This window comes from Rhodoplanes sp. P11 (genome assembly GCF_964266735.1).
Classification (GTDB): Bacteria; Pseudomonadota; Alphaproteobacteria; order Rhizobiales; family Xanthobacteraceae; genus Rhodoplanes; species Rhodoplanes serenus.
In genome coordinates, this window is sequence record NZ_CAXWGY010000020.1 from 63,056 (window position 1) to 80,484 (window position 17,429).

The 17,429-nt window shown below is 72.0% G+C and carries 14 protein-coding genes; 7 read left to right on the forward strand and 7 right to left on the reverse strand.

The window, feature by feature from the left end; all coding sequences use genetic code 11:
* The first annotated feature begins 182 nt into the window (after nucleotides 1-182).
* Nucleotides 183-1,265, forward strand: coding sequence for an NAD-dependent epimerase/dehydratase family protein (locus ACFQUV_RS21950; RefSeq protein ID WP_129609082.1), 1,083 nt, complete (start codon nucleotides 183-185; stop codon nucleotides 1,263-1,265).
* Nucleotides 1,266-1,365: 100 nt separating this feature from the next.
* On the forward strand, nucleotides 1,366-2,826 hold the full coding sequence (locus ACFQUV_RS21955; protein WP_129609081.1) for a UbiA family prenyltransferase: 1,461 nt from the start codon (nucleotides 1,366-1,368) through the stop codon (nucleotides 2,824-2,826).
* Between the two features lie 13 nt (nucleotides 2,827-2,839).
* Here the strand turns inward: ACFQUV_RS21955 and ACFQUV_RS21960 are convergent, their stop codons facing one another.
* From ACFQUV_RS21960 to ACFQUV_RS21970, 3 genes are all read right to left on the reverse strand, one after another.
* Nucleotides 2,840-3,586, reverse strand: a complete 747-nt coding sequence (locus ACFQUV_RS21960) for an SDR family NAD(P)-dependent oxidoreductase (RefSeq protein ID WP_129609080.1) — start codon at nucleotides 3,584-3,586, stop codon at nucleotides 2,840-2,842.
* Nucleotides 3,583-4,947, reverse strand: coding sequence for an FAD-binding oxidoreductase (locus ACFQUV_RS21965; RefSeq protein ID WP_207211468.1), 1,365 nt, complete (start codon nucleotides 4,945-4,947; stop codon nucleotides 3,583-3,585). The genes ACFQUV_RS21960 and ACFQUV_RS21965 overlap by 4 nt, the downstream gene beginning before the upstream one ends.
* Before the next feature lie 108 nt (nucleotides 4,948-5,055).
* On the reverse strand, nucleotides 5,056-6,105 hold the full coding sequence (locus ACFQUV_RS21970; RefSeq protein ID WP_129609079.1) for a lysylphosphatidylglycerol synthase transmembrane domain-containing protein: 1,050 nt from the start codon (nucleotides 6,103-6,105) through the stop codon (nucleotides 5,056-5,058).
* Between the two features lie 297 nt (nucleotides 6,106-6,402).
* Here ACFQUV_RS21970 and ACFQUV_RS21975 point away from each other — a divergent pair, with 297 nt between their 5' ends.
* Nucleotides 6,403-7,002 (forward strand): D-sedoheptulose 7-phosphate isomerase, encoded by a 600-nt coding sequence (locus ACFQUV_RS21975; protein WP_129609078.1) that lies wholly within the window; start codon nucleotides 6,403-6,405, stop codon nucleotides 7,000-7,002.
* 20 nt (nucleotides 7,003-7,022) lie between these two features.
* Here ACFQUV_RS21975 and ACFQUV_RS21980 read toward each other — a convergent pair whose 3' ends face one another.
* Complete coding sequence (locus tag ACFQUV_RS21980; RefSeq protein WP_165363876.1) at nucleotides 7,023-8,441, reverse strand: mannose-1-phosphate guanylyltransferase/mannose-6-phosphate isomerase; 1,419 nt, start codon at nucleotides 8,439-8,441, stop codon at nucleotides 7,023-7,025.
* Nucleotides 8,442-8,658: 217 nt separating this feature from the next.
* Between ACFQUV_RS21980 and ACFQUV_RS21985 the strand changes: the two genes are divergently transcribed.
* Entirely contained in the window at nucleotides 8,659-9,951 is a 1,293-nt protein-coding gene (locus ACFQUV_RS21985) for an HAD-IIIA family hydrolase (RefSeq protein WP_129609077.1), read from the forward strand.
* 3 nt (nucleotides 9,952-9,954) lie between these two features.
* On the opposite strand, the gene rfaE1 is transcribed toward ACFQUV_RS21985, so the two are convergent.
* Both rfaE1 and rfaD read right to left on the reverse strand, forming a co-directional pair.
* On the reverse strand, nucleotides 9,955-11,472 hold the full coding sequence (gene rfaE1, locus ACFQUV_RS21990) for a D-glycero-beta-D-manno-heptose-7-phosphate kinase (protein WP_129609076.1): 1,518 nt from the start codon (nucleotides 11,470-11,472) through the stop codon (nucleotides 9,955-9,957).
* A gap of 140 nt (nucleotides 11,473-11,612) precedes the next feature.
* On the reverse strand, nucleotides 11,613-12,608 hold the full coding sequence (gene rfaD, locus ACFQUV_RS21995) for an ADP-glyceromanno-heptose 6-epimerase (protein ID WP_129609109.1): 996 nt from the start codon (nucleotides 12,606-12,608) through the stop codon (nucleotides 11,613-11,615).
* A gap of 176 nt (nucleotides 12,609-12,784) precedes the next feature.
* Between rfaD and waaF the strand changes: the two genes are divergently transcribed.
* Complete coding sequence (gene waaF / locus ACFQUV_RS22000) at nucleotides 12,785-13,852, forward strand: lipopolysaccharide heptosyltransferase II (protein ID WP_378395728.1); 1,068 nt, start codon at nucleotides 12,785-12,787, stop codon at nucleotides 13,850-13,852.
* A 15-nt stretch (nucleotides 13,853-13,867) separates the two neighbouring features.
* Here waaF and ACFQUV_RS22005 read toward each other — a convergent pair whose 3' ends face one another.
* Entirely contained in the window at nucleotides 13,868-14,662 is a 795-nt protein-coding gene (locus ACFQUV_RS22005) for an IclR family transcriptional regulator (protein WP_129607330.1), read from the reverse strand.
* 259 nt (nucleotides 14,663-14,921) lie between these two features.
* On the opposite strand from ACFQUV_RS22005, the gene ACFQUV_RS22010 reads away from it, so the two are divergent.
* Together ACFQUV_RS22010 and ACFQUV_RS22015 are read left to right on the forward strand one after the other, a co-directional pair.
* Entirely contained in the window at nucleotides 14,922-16,322 is a 1,401-nt protein-coding gene (locus ACFQUV_RS22010; protein WP_129607329.1) for an FAD-dependent oxidoreductase, read from the forward strand.
* Nucleotides 16,323-16,417: 95 nt separating this feature from the next.
* Entirely contained in the window at nucleotides 16,418-17,392 is a 975-nt protein-coding gene (locus ACFQUV_RS22015) for a tripartite tricarboxylate transporter substrate binding protein (RefSeq protein ID WP_111384759.1), read from the forward strand.
* Nucleotides 17,393-17,429: the final 37 nt, after the last annotated feature.

Genomic DNA, 17,429 nt, shown 5'->3' on the forward strand with positions numbered 1-17,429 from the left:
CGTGGCCGGTGATGCGAGTCAACGATCTCGCCCCCGAATGGTTCCGGCGCAATCGACATCACCACCACCGCGACAGCCGAGGCCGTCCATTCGGCATGGTGGCCGGCCGTCAGGAACGTATTCTGCTGCTCCGGCTTCTACGAACGCCCGTCGACGGGACGGCGGGGTCCGGAGAGGCGTGAATGTCAGTCGCACTGGTAACGGGATCGGGCGGCCTGGTCGGCAGCGAGGCGGTCCTGCATTTCGGGCGGCACGTCGACCGGGTGATCGGAATCGACAACGACATGCGGGCCCACCTGTTCGGCGTCGAGGCATCGACCCGCTGGCTCTCCGCCCGCCTCACCGAGACGCTGCCCGGCTATCGCCATCACGACATCGACATCCGCGACGAGGCCGCCATCGATCGCCTGGTCGCCACCTATGGCCGCGACCTGTCGCTGATCGTCCACACGGCCGCGCAGCCCTCCCACGACTGGGCGGCCCGCGATCCGCGCACCGACTTCACCATCAACGCCAACGGCACGCTTGTGCTGCTGGAGGCGATGCGGCGCCACGCGCCCGACGCCGTCTTCATCTTTACCTCGACCAACAAGGTCTATGGCGACACGCCGAACCGGCTGCCGCTGGTGGAGCACGAGACCCGCTTCGAGATCGACCCGGCGCACCCCTACGCGGCGCACGGCATCGACGAGACGATGACGCTCGATCAGTCGACCCACAGCTTGTTCGGCGTCTCCAAGGTGGCGGCCGACGTGCTCGTGCAGGAGTACGGCCGCTATTTCGGCCTCAGGACCGCGGTGTTCCGCGGCGGCTGCCTGACCGGGCCGAACCACTCGGGCACCCAGCTCCACGGCTTTCTCGCCTATCTGATGAAATGCACCCTGACGGGGCGGCCCTACACGGTGTTCGGCCACAAAGCCAAGCAGGTGCGCGACAACATCCACTCGGCCGACCTGATCGCGGCCTTCGACGCGGTGTGGCGCGACCCGCCGCGCGGCGAGGTGTTCAACATCGGCGGCGGCCGCGCCGCCAACTGCTCGATGCTGGAGGCCATCGCGCTGTGCGAGGAGATCGCCGGCCGCCGCCTCGCCTGGCGCTACGACCCGCAGAGCCGGGTCGGCGACCATATCTGGTACGTCAGCGACCTGCGCCGCTTCCAGGCCCGCTATCCGGGCTGGCGCATCACCCACGACATCCGCCGCACGCTCGTCGACATCCACGGCGGGCTGGTGGCCCGCGACACACCTCTCGGCCTCACAGCGTAGCCCGCGGGCGGCCACCACCGCTCTTACTACCCCTTAAGACCCGGCTTGCTATAATCCGTCGCACGGGCGAGGCCCGTCCTCCGAGGCGACGGACCTGGCCATGCTGGAGCCCACCACCGAAGCACATCGCGGCCTCGCCGCCGATCCCGCCCTGCCGCTGGTGGTCGATCTCGACGGCACGCTCCTGCTCGGCGACTCGCTGGTCGAGTGCTTCGCGCTGCTGCTGTTCCGCAAGCCGCTCGCCGCCGCCGGCGCCTTGCGCCGCATCGGCGATCGCGCCGCCTTCAAGCGCCGCCTCGCCGGCGACGCTCTCCTCGATGTGGCCGACATGCCATGGCGCGAGGACTTGGTGGCGCTGATCCGCACCGAGCGGACGCGCGGACGCGCCGTCCACCTCGTCACCGCCGCCGATCAGGCGATCGCCGACGGCGTCGCGGCGGCGCTCGGCGTCTTCGACACGGCGACCGGCAGCGACGGCGTGCGCAACCTCAAGGGCGACGCCAAGCTCGCGCATCTGCGCGGGCGCTTCCCGGACGGCTTCCTCTATGCCGGCGACAGCCCGGCCGACCTGCCGCTGTTTGCGGCCGCCCGCGGCGCCGTGCTGTGCGACGTCGCTCGTGCGGTCACCACCGAGGTGGAGCGCTGCGGCACGCCGGTGCTGGCGACGCTGGCCCGGCCACGCCACGGCGCCCGTCCCTGGCTGAAGGCGCTGCGGCCGCACCAATGGTCGAAGAACATCCTCCTGTTCGTGCCGCTGTTCGTCGGCCACGCCTTCACCGACCCGGTGCAGATCGCCACCGCCGCTGCGGGATTCCTGCTGCTGTCGCTGATGGTCTCCGGCACCTATCTGGTCAACGACCTCGCCGATCTCGCCGCCGACCGCCGCCACCCGACCAAGCGGCACCGGCCGTTCGCCAGCGGCGCGCTGCCGCTCGCCGCCGGGCTCGCCGCCGCACCGCTGATGATCGCCGTGGCGATTGTGGCCGGCGCCCTGCTGTCGCCCGGCTTCGCGGCACTGCTCGTCGCCTATCTGGTGCTCACGCTGGCCTACTCGTTCGGCCTCAAGCGCGAGCCGCTGCTCGACGCCGTGCTGATCGGCGGCCTGTTCACCCTGCGGGTCGCCATGGGGGCCGCGGTGCTGGAGATCCGCCAGTCGCCGTGGCTCTTGTCGTTCTCGTTCGCGTTCTTCGTGTCGCTGGCGCTCGCCAAGCGCCACGCCGAGGTGATGCGGGCCGCCGCCACGCCCGGCGGCAAGATCGCCGGCCGCGGCTATCGCGGCGACGACTGGCCGCTGACGCTGGTGTTCGGGGTCGGCTCGGGGCTCGTCGCGCTGGTGATCATGCTGCTGTATCTGGCCGAGGACGCCGCACCCTCCGGCTTCTACCAGCGGCAATACTGGCTCTATGCGGTGCCGGTGCTGATGTCGCTGTGGCTGTGCCGGATCTGGCTCCTGTCGCACCGCCGCGAGCTCGACGACGACCCCGTCGTGTTCGCGCTGAAGGACCGCACCAGTCTGCTGCTCGGCGCCGTGGTCGGCGTCGCCTTCTTCCTGGCGATCTGAGCGGTCGCGCGACTCAGATCCGCAGCCGGCGGAACACCACCCACGGCAGGTGGCGGATGATCGTCATGATGCCCCACCAGAACCACGGCACGTAGACCACCCGGCGGCGCTTCTCGACGGCGCGCGCGATCGCAGCACCCACGGTCTCGGGGCTGGCGAACAGCGGCCCCTTGGCGAGCCCGTCGGTCATCGGGCTGTCGACGAAGCCCGGCTTGACGGTGAGGACGTGAACCGGCGTGCCGGCGTGCTTCTGCGCCAGCCCTTCGAGAAAGCGGTCGAGCCCGCCCTTGGCGGAGCCGTAGACGAAGTTCGAGGCACGGCCGCGGTCACCGGCCACCGAGCCGATCGCCGCGATCGCCAGCGGCACCTGCGGGGGCCGGTTCTTCAAGAGCGCCAGCACCCACAGCGCCACGCTGGTGAAGTTCACATCGATGGCGCGGCGCGCCGCGTCGAGGTCGCGCTCGCTCTCCACCTGGTCGCCGAGCTCGCCATAGGCGATCAGCACCTCGTCGGGCTCGCCGAACGACGCCCGCAGCTCGGCCGCGCGCGTCTCGATGCCGGCGAGATCGGCGAGGTCGGCGGTCACCACCTCGGTGCCCTGCGCCCCGCAGGCGCGCAGGTCGTCGGCGATGGCGGCGAGCCGCGTCGCATTGAGGCCGACCAGCACGAAGCTCGCCCCGCGCACCGCGCGGGCCCGCGCATAGCCTTGGGCGATCGCCGAGCCGGCGCCGAGGATCAGGATGCGACAGGGCGTGCTCATGCGGCGTCTCCGGTCACCCGCCGCCAGAAGTCGGAGCTGAAGGCGGGATCGCGCCACGCCTCCACCTCGCGCCAGCGCGGAAAGCCGGCGCGGAATATCTCGGGGCTCATCACGGCGTCCTTGGCCGGGTAGAGGCGACCGCCCGCCGCCGTCGCCTGCTCGGCCAGCGCCAGCATCAGCCGGCGGGTGCGCTCGCCCTTGTCGGGGAAGTCGAGCGCCAGCGTCGCGCCCTCGATCGGGAACGACAGCACGCCCGGCGAGGACACGCCACCGAGCCGCTTGAGCACGGCGAGGAACGAGCCTTGGCGCTGCGCCGCCGTGGTCTCCAAGAGCCGCCGGACGGTGTCGGGCGCCACCGCGGCCGGCACCGCCGACTGGTGCTGATAGAAGCCGCGCCGGCCATAGAGCCGGTTCCACCCGGACAGCGCATCGAGGGGATAGAAGGCCGGGTCGTAGTGCTGCGTGCGCCGGCCGAGCGCATGGGGACGCCGCCGGTAGAGCGCGTTGAAGGCGCGCAACGTCAGGCTGTTCAGCACGAAACTGGGCAGCTCCGGCATCGCCGGCCCGCGAGCCGCACGGTGGGCCGAGAGGCCGCCGGTCTCGGCCCAGCGGCTGCGCATGAACAGGCCGCGGCCGAGCTCGCGCGCCGGCGCGAAGCAGTCCACCCAGGCGACCGTGAAGGGCCACTCGGCACTCGCCTCGGCGATGCGGAAGAAATCGTCGAGGTCGCGCACCGCCAGCGTCTCGGTCTCCAGCAAGGCGGAGCGGATCGGCACCAGCCGCAGCTCCACCCACGCGATGAAGCCGGTGAGCCCGAGCCCGCCGATGGTGGCGGCGAACAGCGCGGCGTTCTCGTCGCGCGACAGCGTCAGCGCCTCGCCGGTCGAGCGCACCAGGCCGAGGCGCAGGACATGCGACCCGAAGGTGCCGGCGGTCTCGTGGTTCTTGCCGTGGACGTCGTTGGCGACGGCACCGCCGAGGGTGACGAACTTGGTGCCGGGCGTCACCGGCAGGAACAGGCCGCGCGGCACGATCACCCGCAGCAGCCGGTCGAGGCTCAAGCCGGCCTCGGCCCGCACCACGCCGGCCTCGACATCGAGCCACTGGATGCGGTCGAGCCGGTCGGTGATCAGGAGGCGTCCGTCGGTATTCAGGCAAACGTCGCCATAGGAGCGGCCGAGGCCACGGGCGAGCAGCGGCGCAACCGGGGCCGTGGCGGGCGTCGCCACCTGCGCGGTGGCGTCGTCCAGGAAGGCCGGGCGCGTCACCAGGTGCGGCGTGCGGGTCCGCCGTCCCCAGGACGACATCGGGACCGGGCGCGGCGAGGCACTCGGCGCGGGACTGGCGGGCGCAGTGCTCATGATCGGACGAAGTCTCCGGCTCCTCGCGGAACGGCGCCCGGTGCAGCCCCCGCGGCTACGGCGCGTTCCGGGCGATTGTGTGGATGCATCGGACGCCCGCCCCTTCGGTCAAATGGTCGGCTGTGCCAGCGCGGCCGGAACAGCCGATGGCGGCGCCGACATTCGCAGCGCCACCGGCACCGCGAGGAAGCCCGCTACGGTGCCGTACCAGACGGTGCCGAGCCGCACCACCGCGGTGGCCACCACCGCCATGTCGGTCGGTACGCCCTGGAGGCCGAGCAGCATCACCATGACGATCTCGAAGCCGCCGACCCCCCCGGGCGCCATGGTGAGGCCGCCCGCCACCGCCGCGAAGGCGAACACGAAGGTCGCCGCGAGGAGATCGACCGGAGTGCCGAGCAGATGGAGCACCAGCCACAGCGACACCGCCTCGGCGAGCCAGGAGACGACGCCGAGCGCCAGCGCCGGCACGAACACGCCGCCGCGCATCACCAGGGCGGTATGGCGCACCATGTGGCGCAGCGCCACGAACAGGCGCGGCTTGCGGCGGACGACGCCGTAGGCCGCACCGATGCCGGCGACGAGGAGCCGCGGCCGCACCAGCAGCGCGGTGCCGGCGAGCGCTGCCAGCAGCACGGCCAGCACGGCGCCCCGATAGGGCTCGAAGCCGGCGAGCCCGGCGAGGCACAGGAGCAGCATGGCGTAGACGTCGCCGATGCGGTCGCCGAGCTGGAGCGCCACCCCACGACGGTAGTCGAAGCCGTAGCGGCGCTTGAGGAACCACAGCCGCGCCATCTCGCCGACCTTGCCGGGCGACATGGTGAGGGCGAAGCCGGCGACATAGAACACCGACATCGCCCCGACCCCGGCCGACAGGCCGAGCCGGCGGGCGAGGAACACGAAGCGCCAGATCCGGATCGCGTAGTTAAGGGTCGCGAAGGCGACCACCACCAGCACCAAGCCGGCGAGCGTGGCGGCCGGCACCTGGAGCGCCTTGCCGAGCTCGTTCCGCGCCCCGAGAGCGATGACGGCGGCGAGCAGCGACAACCCGGCGAGCACCACGGTGGCGATGGTGGCGCGCCGCAGCGCCGGCCGCAGCGCCGGGCCTGCCTCGGTCTCGTCGGTGGGGCGCCCGCCCGCCCCCGACCTCGCCGTCATGCGATCTCCTCCACCTCGCCGAACAATGCTCTAGCAGCCTGACGTAAACGAATTTCTCGCTCGGCACACGCGACGGGAGAGCCCCTGGTCCGGCCGCGATCGGGCGAGCGCATTGTCCGGCGAAGTGGACGCCGGTTCGCCATCGAAAATGCGATCACGTAAGGACTTCTAGAGCGGTGTCCGATCCAGTTGGATCGGATTCCGGGCGAGCCCTTGACGGGCCGGCGGCAGGATCGCTTTATCCCGGCGCCCCGACCGGGCCGCTGCGGCGACCCCCGGCCCGACCAGGAGAGCGCCATGACGGACCCGGCCCGAGACTCGATCGCGGCGCATTTCCAGCATTCCCGCGACGCGATGGAGCGGGCCGCGGCCGATCCGGCGCTGATCGCCACCGTGGCGGCGATCGCGGCGGCGATCACCCGCTCGTATCGGTCGGGCGGCAAAGTGCTACTGTGCGGCAATGGCGGCAGCGCCGCGGATGCCCAGCACATCGCGGCCGAGTTCCTGTCGCGGATGAACTTCGACCGCGCGCCGCTGGCCGCCGTGGCGCTGACCACCGACACCTCGGTTCTCACCGCCGTCGGCAACGATTTCGGCTTCGATCAGCTGTTCGAGCGCCAAGTGCGCGGGCTCGCGCGCGCCGGCGACGTGCTGATCGCGATCTCCACCTCGGGCCGCTCGCCCAATGTGCTGGCCGCCCTGAAGGCCGCCCGCGGGCTCGGCGTCGTCACCATCGGCTTCACCGGCAGCAAGCCGTCCGACATGACGGCGCTGTGCGATCACCTGCTCGCGGCGCCGACCGACAAGACGCCCCTCATTCAGCAGATCCACATCGTCGCGGCGCACGCGATCTGTACCTGCGTCGAGGACGCGCTGTTCGGCCCGCGCCCGGCCTGACAGCCCGTCCGACCCCGACGTCAGTCGCGCCGGTAGACGTCGTCGAGGCGGACAATGTCGTCCTCGCCCAGATAGCTGCCGGTCTGCACCTCGATCAGCTCCAGCGGGATCTTGCCTGGATTGGCCAGCCGATGGACGGCGCCGATCGGGATGAACACCGACTCGTTCTCGTGCACGATGGCGCGCTCGTCGCCGGTGGTCACCTCGGCGGTGCCACGCACCACCACCCAGTGCTCGGCGCGGTGATAATGCCGCTGGAGCGAGAGCTGGGCGCCGGGTGACACCACGATGCGCTTCACCTGATAGCGGGCGCCGCGATCGAGCGAGTCGTAGTGACCCCATGGCCGATGGCACAGCCGGTGCTCGGTCGCCTCGTTGCGCCGCTCGGCCTTGAGGCGGGCGACCAGCGGCTTGACGTCCTCGGCGCGATCGCGCGGCAGCACCAGCACGGCGTCCGGCGTGGTGACCACGACCAGATCCTTGACGCCGAGCGCCACCGTCAGGCGGTCCTCGGCATGGATGACGCAGCCCTCGGTGTCCATGGTGGCGACCGGCCCCGACGTCACATTGCCGGCGTCGTCGCGCGGCGCGATGTCGAACACCGCGTCCCAGCTCCCGATGTCGGACCAGCGGAAGCGGCCCTCGACCACCGCGGCCTTGTCGGTGCGCTCCATCACGGCATAGTCGATCGATTTCTGGGGCGCCCGGCCGAACGCCTCGGCATCGAGGCGGACGAAGCCGAGATCGGGCGCGGCCTCTTCGACCGCACCTTCGACGGCGCGCGCCATCTCGGGCTCGAAGCGGGTGAGCTCGGCGAGCAGCGTCTCGGCACCGAACAGGAAGTTGCCGGAGTTCCACAGGTAGCCGTCGGCGACGTAGCGGGCCGCGGTGGCGGCGTCCGGCTTCTCCACGAAGGCATCGACGACGGCGACGCCGGCCGGTCCCAGCGGGGCGCCGCGGCGGATGTAGCCGTAGCTCGTCTTCGGCGCCGACGGGGCGATGCCGAAGGTGACAATGTGGCCGGCCACCGCGGCTTCGAGCCCGGCCGCGCAGGTCGCCTCGAACAGCTCCTGATCGAGAATGACGTGGTCGGCCGCGATCGCCAGGACGACCGCATCGGGGTCGCGCCGGCGGGCGAGCGCCGCGCCGGCCGCGATCGCAGGCCCCGAATCGCGCCGCATCGGCTCCAGCACCACGGTGGCGTCGATGCCCAGCGCCTCGGCCTGGCTGCGGGCGAAGAAACGGAAGTCGCTCGCCGTCATCACGATGGGCGGAGCGAACAGGGCCGGCGACGAAACCCGGGCCAGCGCCTGCTGGTAGGTCGAGCGCTCGCCGACCAGGGGCAGGAACTGCTTGGGCATGGCGTCGCGCGACACCGGCCAGAGGCGGGTGCCGGAGCCGCCGGCGAGCAACAGGGGAATGATCTTCGGACGAGCCATGCGAGACCACGGGTGAGCTGGAGCGCACGATCGGATCGGGAGCCGGATCGTGCCGGACGCATCATCGTGCCGGGCGCACCGCCACCGACACGGCCGGAAGGGGGTTCCCAACCCGCCGGCGACTGCTTAAGGCATTTTCGGCCGGAACGGAAACCGCCTCCCGCGGCGTGGTGAACCGCCCGGCCGTCCCCGCCCCTCGACCCTCCGGAGCACGACCATGCAGGCGATCATCGTGGCGGGCGGCGCACCCGCGGGCAGCGCGTCGGATGCCGCGGTCGCGGCGCTGCTGCGGCCGGTCGCGGACGAGCCCGTGCTGCTCCACCAGGTGCGAGCGCTGGCCCGCATGGGCATCGGCCGGGTCGGCCTGCTGGCGCCGGAGCCCGCCGAGGCGGCCCGGCTCGTCGCCACGGTTGCCGACCAGGCGCGGACGCTCGGCCTCGCCATCGAGCCGGTGCCGGCGGCCGGGCAGATGCCCGCGGACGGTGCGATCCTGGTGGTCGACGGGCCGGTGCTGTTCGATGTCGCCCTCGGTCCCCTGCGCGACACCCACGCGGCCCTCGCCGCCGCCCTGACGGCGGTCGTCCAGCCGGTCGCCCGACCCCGCGACAGCGATCTCGTCGCCGAGCGGGACGGCCGGCTGGTGGCGGTGTTCCCGCACGACCGGCCGGACCCGCAGGACCAGCGCAACCTGGCGCCCTCCGGCCTCTGGCTCGCCCGGCCGGACCTCGTCGACCGCCTGCGGCTGCCGGGCCACCGCCCCGATCTGCTGCGCGATGTGGTGCCGGCCCTCCTGGCCGCCGGCAAGACCATCGCCTGCCACCCCACGACCGAGTACATCCGCCGGCTCGACGGCCCGGCCGATGTCGCCGCCGCCGAGGCGGACCTCGCGGCCGGCCGGCCCGCCGGGCTCCGGCGCGAGCACCCCCGCCCCGCCCTGCTGGTCGACGTCGACGGCGTGCTGAACCACGAGCCCGGCCCGCAGGGCACGCTTTCGCCCGACGACCTGGTGATGGTGGACGGCGCCGGGGCGGCGCTGGCCCGGGCGCGCGCGGCCGGCTTCCTCGTCGTGGCGATCACCAACCGGGCGCAGGTCGCCCGCGGCACCGTGAGCCTCGACCAGCTCGACCGCATTCTCGGCCGGCTGGAGGCGCGGCTCGCCGAGGATGGCGGCCTCCTCGACCGCATTTATGTCTGCCCGCATCATCCGGGGCCGCTCCCGTACGGCGTGCCGGACCTGACCATCCGGTGCGACTGCCGCAAGCCCGGCACGCTGCTGTTCCGCCGCGCGCTGGCCGAGCTGCCGATCGATCCGGCGCGGGCCTGGATGATCGGCGACAGCGGCCGCGACATGGCGGCCGCCCACGCGATGGGCCTGCGCGCCTATGGCGTGGCCACCGGCCACGGCTGCCGCGGCACCGGCAAGATCGCCGGCGACGTGCCGGACCGGATGTTCGCCGATATCGGCGCCACCGTAGACTTCGTGCTGGCCGAGGACGCGGCGCGGCGCTGAGGCTCAGGCAGGCTTCCGGCCGGCCGGCAGCGCCGGACCGCCGGCCCGCGCCGGCGCCTGGCCGGATTTCTTCAGGATGCCGGTCGTCGAATGGCCCGGCACGATATCGACCAGCACCACCTCGCCGCCGTTCGCCTCTACCACCTCGCGGCCGACCACCTGGTCGACGCGGTAGTCCGAGCCCTTGACCAGCACCTGCGGCTTCAGCCGGCGGATCAGCTCGATCGGGGTGTCCTCCTCGAACACCGCGACGAGGTCGACGGCTTCGAGCGCCGCCAGCACGTCGGCGCGCGCCACCACGTCCTGGATCGGCCGGCCCTCGCCCTTCAGGCGCTTCACCGAGGCATCGCTGTTGAGCCCGACGACGAGCCGATCGCAGGCGGCCCGCGCCTGGGTCAGCACCCGGACATGGCCGGGATGGAGGATGTCGAAGCAGCCGTTGGTGAAGCCGATGCGCAGCCCCTGCGCCCGCCAGGCCGCGACCCGGTCGTCGAGCTGGGCGGCGTCGAAGACGATCTTCTCCTCGGAGGCGAGCGCCGCGGCGGGCAAGACGCGCGACCGCAGCTCCAGCGGCGACACCGTGGCGGTGCCGCGCTTGCCGACCACCACCGAGGCGGCCGCGTTGGCGGCCCGCATGGCGGCATCGAGCGGCGCCCCCATGGCAAGCATCAGGGCCAGTACCGCCACCACGGTGTCGCCGGCCCCCGAGACGTCGCGCACCCGCACCGGATGGGCCGGCACATGCACGGCCGCACGGCCGCCCTGCTTGAGCAGCATGCCGTCTTCGCTGAGCGTGACCAGCAGCGCCTCGCAACCGCTGTCGCGGCGCAGCTCCTCGGCGGCGGCGGCGACCGCGTCGAGATCGGCGAGCGGCCGGCGTGACGCCTCGCCGAGCTCCTTGCGGTTCGGCGTGATCAGGGTGGCACCGGCATAGATCGAGAAGTCGCGCCCCTTGGGATCGACCACCACTGGCACGCCGCGTCCGCGCGCCGCCGCGATGACGCCGCGCACCACCCGCGGAGTGAGCACCCCCTTGGCGTAGTCGGACAGCACCACCGCGGTCACGCGCGGCAAGGCGGCCTCGACGCGAGCCAGCACCGCCGTCTCGATCGCCGCGCCGAGCGGCTGCGGGCGCTCCCAATCGGCGCGCAGCAAATGGCTCGAATAGTGCTCGGAGACGAAGCGCAGCTTGCGAGTGGTGGGCCGCTCGGCATCGGCCACCAGCTCGGCCGACAGGCGACCATTCAGCCGTCCGAGCGCCGCCGCCAGCGTCTGCCCGGCCTCGTCGTCGCCGACCACGCCGACGAACACGCAGGACGCGCCGAGCGAGGCGATGTTGCAGGCGACGTTGCCGGCACCGCCGACCTGCGTCTCCTCGCGCTTCACCGCGATCACCGGCACCGGCGCCTCGGGGGAGACGCGCGACACCTCGCCATAGACGAACTGGTCGAGCATCAGGTCGCCGACACAGAGCACCGACTGATCGGGAAGACGCGCCAGGTAGGTTTCGAAATCGAGCATCGTCTGTCCTGACTGTTGCTCCATCGGTCGGGGACGTGCGCTCGCGCCGGCCCGGACCACGGAAGCACGCTTGCGCGTGTCGCTGAATTCCGGGTTCGCCCCGCGGCGCCTCCCGGACCGACGATGGAGGTTGGCTCTGTCTATCGGTAGCGGTCCGCCCGATCGAGGAAGTCCGTCACGTAGCGGCCGACCGCCTGCTCCAGCGGCGTGAAGCCACCGTTCCAGCCGGCCCGCCGCAGCTTCTCCACCGAGCTCTGCGTGAAGTACTGGTACTGGTCGCGGATCGCCACCGGCATGTCGACATACTGGATCTTCGCCGGCGCGCCGAGCGCCGTGAAGGCGGCGGTGATCAGCTCGCGGAACGAGCGCGCCTCGCCGGTGCCGACATTGAACAGGCCTGACACCAACGGCGTGTCGAGAAACCAGCGCAAGACCGCGACGGCGTCCTCCACATAGATGAAGTCGCGCCGCTGGTCGCCGTCGGCGATCCCGTCCCGGTGCGACTTGAACAACGTGACGGTACGGCCGGCGCGGACGTCCTCGAACCGCTTGGCGAGAAGGCTCGCCATCTCGCCCTTGTGGTACTCGTTCGGCCCGAACACGTTGAAGAACTTGAGGCCGACCCATTGGGGCGGCAGCGGCTCGCCGCGCGCCTGCCGGCCCTTGAGGGCGAGGTCGAACAGGTGCTTGCTCCAGCCGTAGAGGTTGAGCGGCCGCAGCCGCCGCAGCGCCGGCAGGTCCTCGTCGTCGACGAAGCCCTCCTCGCCTCCCCCGTAGGTCGCGGCCGACGAGGCGTAGATGAACGGCGTACGGGTCTCGGTGCACCAGTCGAGCAGGCGGAGCGACAGGCGGAAGTTACTGTCCATCACCTCGTCGCCGTCCCGCGCCGTGGTGTCGGAGTTCGCCCCCATGTGGATGACGGCGTCGAGCTTGCGGCCCGAGCGACGGCAGTCGTCGAGCCAGCGGCCGAGATCCGCGGGCGGCACGAAGTCGGCGATCTCGCGCTTGGCGAGGTTGCGCCACTTGTCGTCACAACCCAGACGATCGTTCACCACCACGTCGGTGCGGCCGGCCTCGTTGAGGCTCGCCACCACATTCGATCCGATGAACCCCGCCCCGCCCGTCACCAGCAGCATGTCGATCCCCACGGCCCGTTCGCCGGGGGATCGGTCGAACCCGCCGCCGGCGGGGTTCCCTAGCCCCGTTCCGGGCCGTCGCGCAACTCAGCGCGGCGCCTCCAGCCGGGCGATGGGCGCCGCCGTCCCGCCACCACCCCCTGGACTTCCGGCCCGGGGCGGGATAGCGGCGTGCCATGACGGCCCCGTCCTCTCCCACTCTCGCCACCCCCGCAGCGTCCCCACACCGCCCCGTGCTCCTCGTCCCCTACATGTGGATCGGGGATTTCGTCCGCTGCCACAGCGTGGTGCGGCTGCTGAAGGAGCAGGACCCGGAGCGGCCCGTGGACGTGCTCACCACCGCCATGGTGGCACCGCTGCTCGACTACATGCCGGCCGTGCGCAAGGGCGTGGTGTGGGATCTTCCGCGCCGACGACTTGCCTACGGGGAGCACCGCGCCCTCGCCGACAGGTTGCGCCCGGAAGGCTACGGCCAAGCGCTGATCATGTCGCGCAAGTGGAAGGCGGCGCTCGCCCCCTTCCTGGCCGGCATCCCGGTCCGCACCGGGCTGGTCGGCGAGATGCGGTTCGGGGTCGTCAACGATCTGCGCTGGGGCGAGAAGACGCTGCCGCGGATGATCGACCAGTGCGCCGTGCTGGCGCTGCCCAAGGGGGCGCCGCGGCCGGCCGAGTGGCCGATGCCGCAGCTCGTGGTGCCGGCCGCCGAGCTGACCGCCTGGCGCGCCCGACTCGGGCTGGCCGCCGAGCGGCCGGTGGCGGCGCTGGCGCCCGGCGCGGTCGGCCCCTCCAAGCGATGGCCGGCGGCCTCCTACGGCGAGGTGGCGCGGCGGCTCGCCGCCGAGGGCTTCGCCGTCTGGGTGGTCGGCGGCCCCGGCGAGGCGCCGCTCGCCGCCGAGATCGCCGCGATCGGCGGCGACCGCGTCCGCGATCTCACCGGGACGGACCTGCGCAACGCCATCCTGGCGCTCGCCGCCGCCGACGTGGTGGTGTCGAACGACTCCGGCCTCCTGCACGTCGCCGCCGCCATCGGCACGCCGAGCATCGGCATCTTCGGGCCGACCAGCCCGTGGCACTGGAAGCCGCTCAACCCGATCGCCGCCGTGATCGAGACGACCACCGCGGTGCCGTGCCGGCCTTGCCACAAGCCGACCTGCGCGATGGGGTATCACGCCTGCATGCGCGACATTCCGGCCGGCACCGTGCTGGAGGCGGCGCTGCGGGCGGCTCGCCCGGCCGCCGCCTGAGGTCACGGCCCGGCGTCACCAGGCGGCGCCGCTCAGGCCCTGCCGCCACGCCCGCGCCCGCTCCAGGACCACGTCGACCTCGGCCCGCATCACCGCCACCACCTCGCGCTGCCGCTCCGGCCCGAGCCGTGAGGAGATCGCCGCCAGGCTGAGCGCCATCGCCGGGAGCGCCGGGATCGCCGGCAGCGCGATGGCGACGCCGCTGACGCCAGGGATGATGTCGTCGCTGTTGAGCGCGTAACCGAGCGTGCGCCCGCGCGCCACCATCTTGCGCAGCCGGGCGGCGTTGAGGGTGCCGTAGCGCGGCAGCCGCAGGGTGTTCGCGTCGATGATGCGCTCGGCCTCGTCCTCCGGCAGCGTCATCAGCAGCGCGATGCCGCCGGCCGTCGACCCGAGCGCCCGGCGGGCGCCGATCTCCACCGTCAGGGCGCGCACCGGATAGGAGCCCTCGCGGCGATCGAGGCAGACCGAATCGAAGGCGCTGCGGATGGTGAGGAAGACGGTGTCGCCGGTCTGCGCCGCGATGCGCTCCAGCGATTCGGTGCACAGCCCGCGCGGATCGAGCCCCGGCGAGGCCGCCAGGCCCAGCTCGAACAGCGCCGGCCCGAGGAAGTAGCGCCGGGTCTCCGGCGCCTGCCGGACCATCCCCTCGTCGATCAGGCCCTGGAGGATGCGGCGTGCCGTCGGCCGCTCCAGCCCGGTCGCCGTCACCAGCTCCGACAGCCGCAGGCCGGCCGCGTTGCGCGTCGCGATCACCCGCAGGAGGGCGGCGGCGCGGCTGATGCTCTGGGTCCCGCTCGAACTCGCCATGATGATCCGCCCCTAGAGCGGTGTCCGATCCAGGATCGGCCCCCGCTCTAGACGTTGTTATTTGATCGCATTTTCGACGGCGAACCGGAGTCCACTTCGCCGGAAAATGCTCTGATGTCCACTTTATGGACTACGATATTTCCAGAAACAAGCCATTGGCGGTTGAAAGCTCGGAAATCCCGGCTCTACCATCGACACAGAACGACATGTAGTCCGCATATCGGACATTGATCCCCGACCCTCAGCAAGGACCCCGCCCATGCCCTCGCTCGACCATGTCAGCTTCGATGTCGCCGTCGTCGGCGGCGGTGCCGCCGGCATCGGCGCCGCCATCGCGGCCGCCAAGTCAGGTGCCCGCACGGCGCTGATCGAGGCCGGACCGATGTTCGGCGGCGAGCTCCTGAGCGGCATGTCGGTGGACGGCGTGCTCAACGGCCGCGGCGAATGGGTGGTGCGCGGCGTCGCCGACGAGATCTTCGAGGAGTGCCGGCAGATGGACGGCTTCATCGGGCCGCTGCACGACTACCGGCTGATCTGCTACGTCTGCTGCGATCCCGAGGTGATGAAGATCGCCATCGCCCGCGTTCTGGCGCGCCATGGCGTGGTGCCGATCCTCTACACCCAGGTGACCGACGTCGCGGTCGAGAACGGCACCGTCCGGTCGATCGTGCTGACCCACAAGAACCGCCGTACCCTGCTGTCGGCCAAGCACTTCGTCGATGCCTCGGGCGACGGCGACGTTGCCGCGATGGCGGGCGCCCCGACCGAGTTCTCCGACGAGACCGGGGAGCTTCAGCCGCTGTCGCTGATGTTCCGCATGTCGGGCGTCGAGACCGGGCCGTTCCTCGACTTCGTCCGCGACAACCCGACGTCGCTCGCGGTCGGCGAGAGCGAGGCGGTGCGCGCCGGCCGCACCGACGAGGAGCTGGCGCAGGCGATCCACGCGCAGGGCGAACCCACGGTGTTCTTCCGCGGCAACGGGCCGTTCCTCGGCGGCGCCATCCAGCGCGGCGAGATGTTCCCGACCGCGCTGATCATGATCATGCCCACCTCCAAGCCCCGCAAGGAGGTGTGCGTCAACGCCACCCGGGTCGCCGAGAACATCAGCGGCCTCGACGCGCCCGGCGTCAGCCGCGTGGTGGCGACCCTGATGGATCAGGTGTGGCAGACCGCCACGTTCCTCAAGACCCGCTGCCCCGGCTTCGAGGGGGCGAGCTTCGCGGGCCTGGCGCCGCGCGTCGGCATCCGCGAGACCCGGCGCGTGATGGGCGAGTACGTGCTGTCCGGCGACGAGGCGGCGTCCGCCACCAAGCAGAAGGACGTGATCACCAAGGGCGCCCACCACATCGACATCCACCAGGGCGGCATCCGCCAGGTCCGGATCGCCATCGCGGACGGCGGCTCCTACGACATCCCGTTCGGCTGCCTGATCCCCAAGGCGGTGCGCAACCTGCTGGTCGCCGGCCGCTGCATCTCCACCGATCGCGTCGCCAACGGCACCACCCGGATGATGGGCCAGTGCCTCGGCACCGGCCACGCCGCCGGCCTCGCGGCCGCGATGTGCGTCGAGGCCGGCCACGACGACGTGCGCGCGCTGCCGGTGCCGGCGCTCCAGGCCCGCCTGCGCCAGCAGGGCGCCGTGCTGGACGGCACCCACTAGCCAATGAGGCCGGCGGCCCGCGCCGCCGGCTCCCTGCGGCCGCCGCGCCGCGGCGGCCGTCTCCTCGCCCGTATTCTCAGATCGGAGACGCGACCATGAGACGACCTCTTCGGTTCCTCGCCGCCGCCGCGTTATGCCTCGCCGGCGCCCTCGGCAGCGCCACCGCAGGCGACTATCCGGGCGGCCCGATCAAGATCATCGTGCCGTTCGCGGCCGGGGCGTCGAACGACGCCATGGCCCGGCTGGTCGGCCGCGAGCTGACCAAAGCGTGGGGTCACGAGAACGTGGTGGAGAACATCACCGGCGCCGGCGGCAATGTCGGCGCCTCGCTGGCCGCCAAGGCGGCGCCCGACGGGCGCACCCTCATCGTCGGCTCGATCGGCACCCACGCGGTGAACCAGAGCCTCTATGCCAAGATGCCCTACGACCCGATCCGCGACTTCGTGCCGATCACCCTGGTGGCCGAGGTCGGGCTGCTGGTGGTGGTGCATCCCAGCCTGCCGGTGAAGACCATCCCGGAGCTCGTCGCCTACGCCAAGGCCCATCCCGGCGAAATCAACTTCGCGTCGGGCGGCATCGGCGCCTCGCAGCACCTGGCCGCCGAGCTGTTCATGCACATGACCGGCGTCAAGATGACTCACGTCGCCTACCGGGGCAGCGCCGGCTCGCTCGCCGATCTTCTGGGCGGACGGGTGCAGCTGATGTTCGCCGACATGCCGCTGGTGCTGGAGCATGTGCAGACCGGCAAGCTGCGCGCCATCGGCTTCGCCGGCGAGACCCGCTCGGCCGCCGCGCCCGACGTGCGGACCGTCGCCGAGCAGGGCCTGCCGGGCTACCGGGCGTCGGCCTGGTACGGCCTGTTCGCGCCGGCCGGCACACCCGCCGACGTCACCGCCAAGCTCAACCGCGCCGTCACCGACAGCCTGCGCTCCGCCGAGGTGAAGACGTTCATGGCGCGGCTCGGCGCCGAACCGAAGCCGATGACCATGGAGGAGTTCGCCCGCTTCCAGCGCAGCGAATCCGACAAGTGGGGCGGCCTGATCCGCGTCATCGGCATGCGGATCGACTGATCGGGGCGGCGTCCACGACATCGAACGTGCCGGTTCC

Bases quoted from the DNA above. Each gene is read 5' to 3' on its own strand.
- ACFQUV_RS21950 (WP_129609082.1), top strand. From the start codon at position 183: ATGTCAGTCGCACTGGTAACGGGATCGGGCGGCCTGGTCGGCAGCGAG.
- ACFQUV_RS21955 (WP_129609081.1), top strand. From the start codon at position 1,366: ATGCTGGAGCCCACCACCGAAGCACATCGCGGCCTCGCCGCCGATCCC.
- ACFQUV_RS21960 (WP_129609080.1), bottom strand. From the start codon at position 3,586: ATGAGCACGCCCTGTCGCATCCTGATCCTCGGCGCCGGCTCGGCGATC.
- ACFQUV_RS21965 (WP_207211468.1), bottom strand. From the start codon at position 4,947: ATGAGCACTGCGCCCGCCAGTCCCGCGCCGAGTGCCTCGCCGCGCCCG.
- ACFQUV_RS21970 (WP_129609079.1), bottom strand. From the start codon at position 6,105: ATGACGGCGAGGTCGGGGGCGGGCGGGCGCCCCACCGACGAGACCGAG.
- ACFQUV_RS21975 (WP_129609078.1), top strand. From the start codon at position 6,403: ATGACGGACCCGGCCCGAGACTCGATCGCGGCGCATTTCCAGCATTCC.
- ACFQUV_RS21980 (WP_165363876.1), bottom strand. From the start codon at position 8,441: ATGGCTCGTCCGAAGATCATTCCCCTGTTGCTCGCCGGCGGCTCCGGC.
- ACFQUV_RS21985 (WP_129609077.1), top strand. From the start codon at position 8,659: ATGCAGGCGATCATCGTGGCGGGCGGCGCACCCGCGGGCAGCGCGTCG.
- rfaE1 (WP_129609076.1), bottom strand. From the start codon at position 11,472: ATGCTCGATTTCGAAACCTACCTGGCGCGTCTTCCCGATCAGTCGGTG.
- rfaD (WP_129609109.1), bottom strand. From the start codon at position 12,608: ATGCTGCTGGTGACGGGCGGGGCGGGGTTCATCGGATCGAATGTGGTG.
- waaF (WP_378395728.1), top strand. From the start codon at position 12,785: ATGACGGCCCCGTCCTCTCCCACTCTCGCCACCCCCGCAGCGTCCCCA.
- ACFQUV_RS22005 (WP_129607330.1), bottom strand. From the start codon at position 14,662: ATGGCGAGTTCGAGCGGGACCCAGAGCATCAGCCGCGCCGCCGCCCTC.
- ACFQUV_RS22010 (WP_129607329.1), top strand. From the start codon at position 14,922: ATGCCCTCGCTCGACCATGTCAGCTTCGATGTCGCCGTCGTCGGCGGC.
- ACFQUV_RS22015 (WP_111384759.1), top strand. From the start codon at position 16,418: ATGAGACGACCTCTTCGGTTCCTCGCCGCCGCCGCGTTATGCCTCGCC.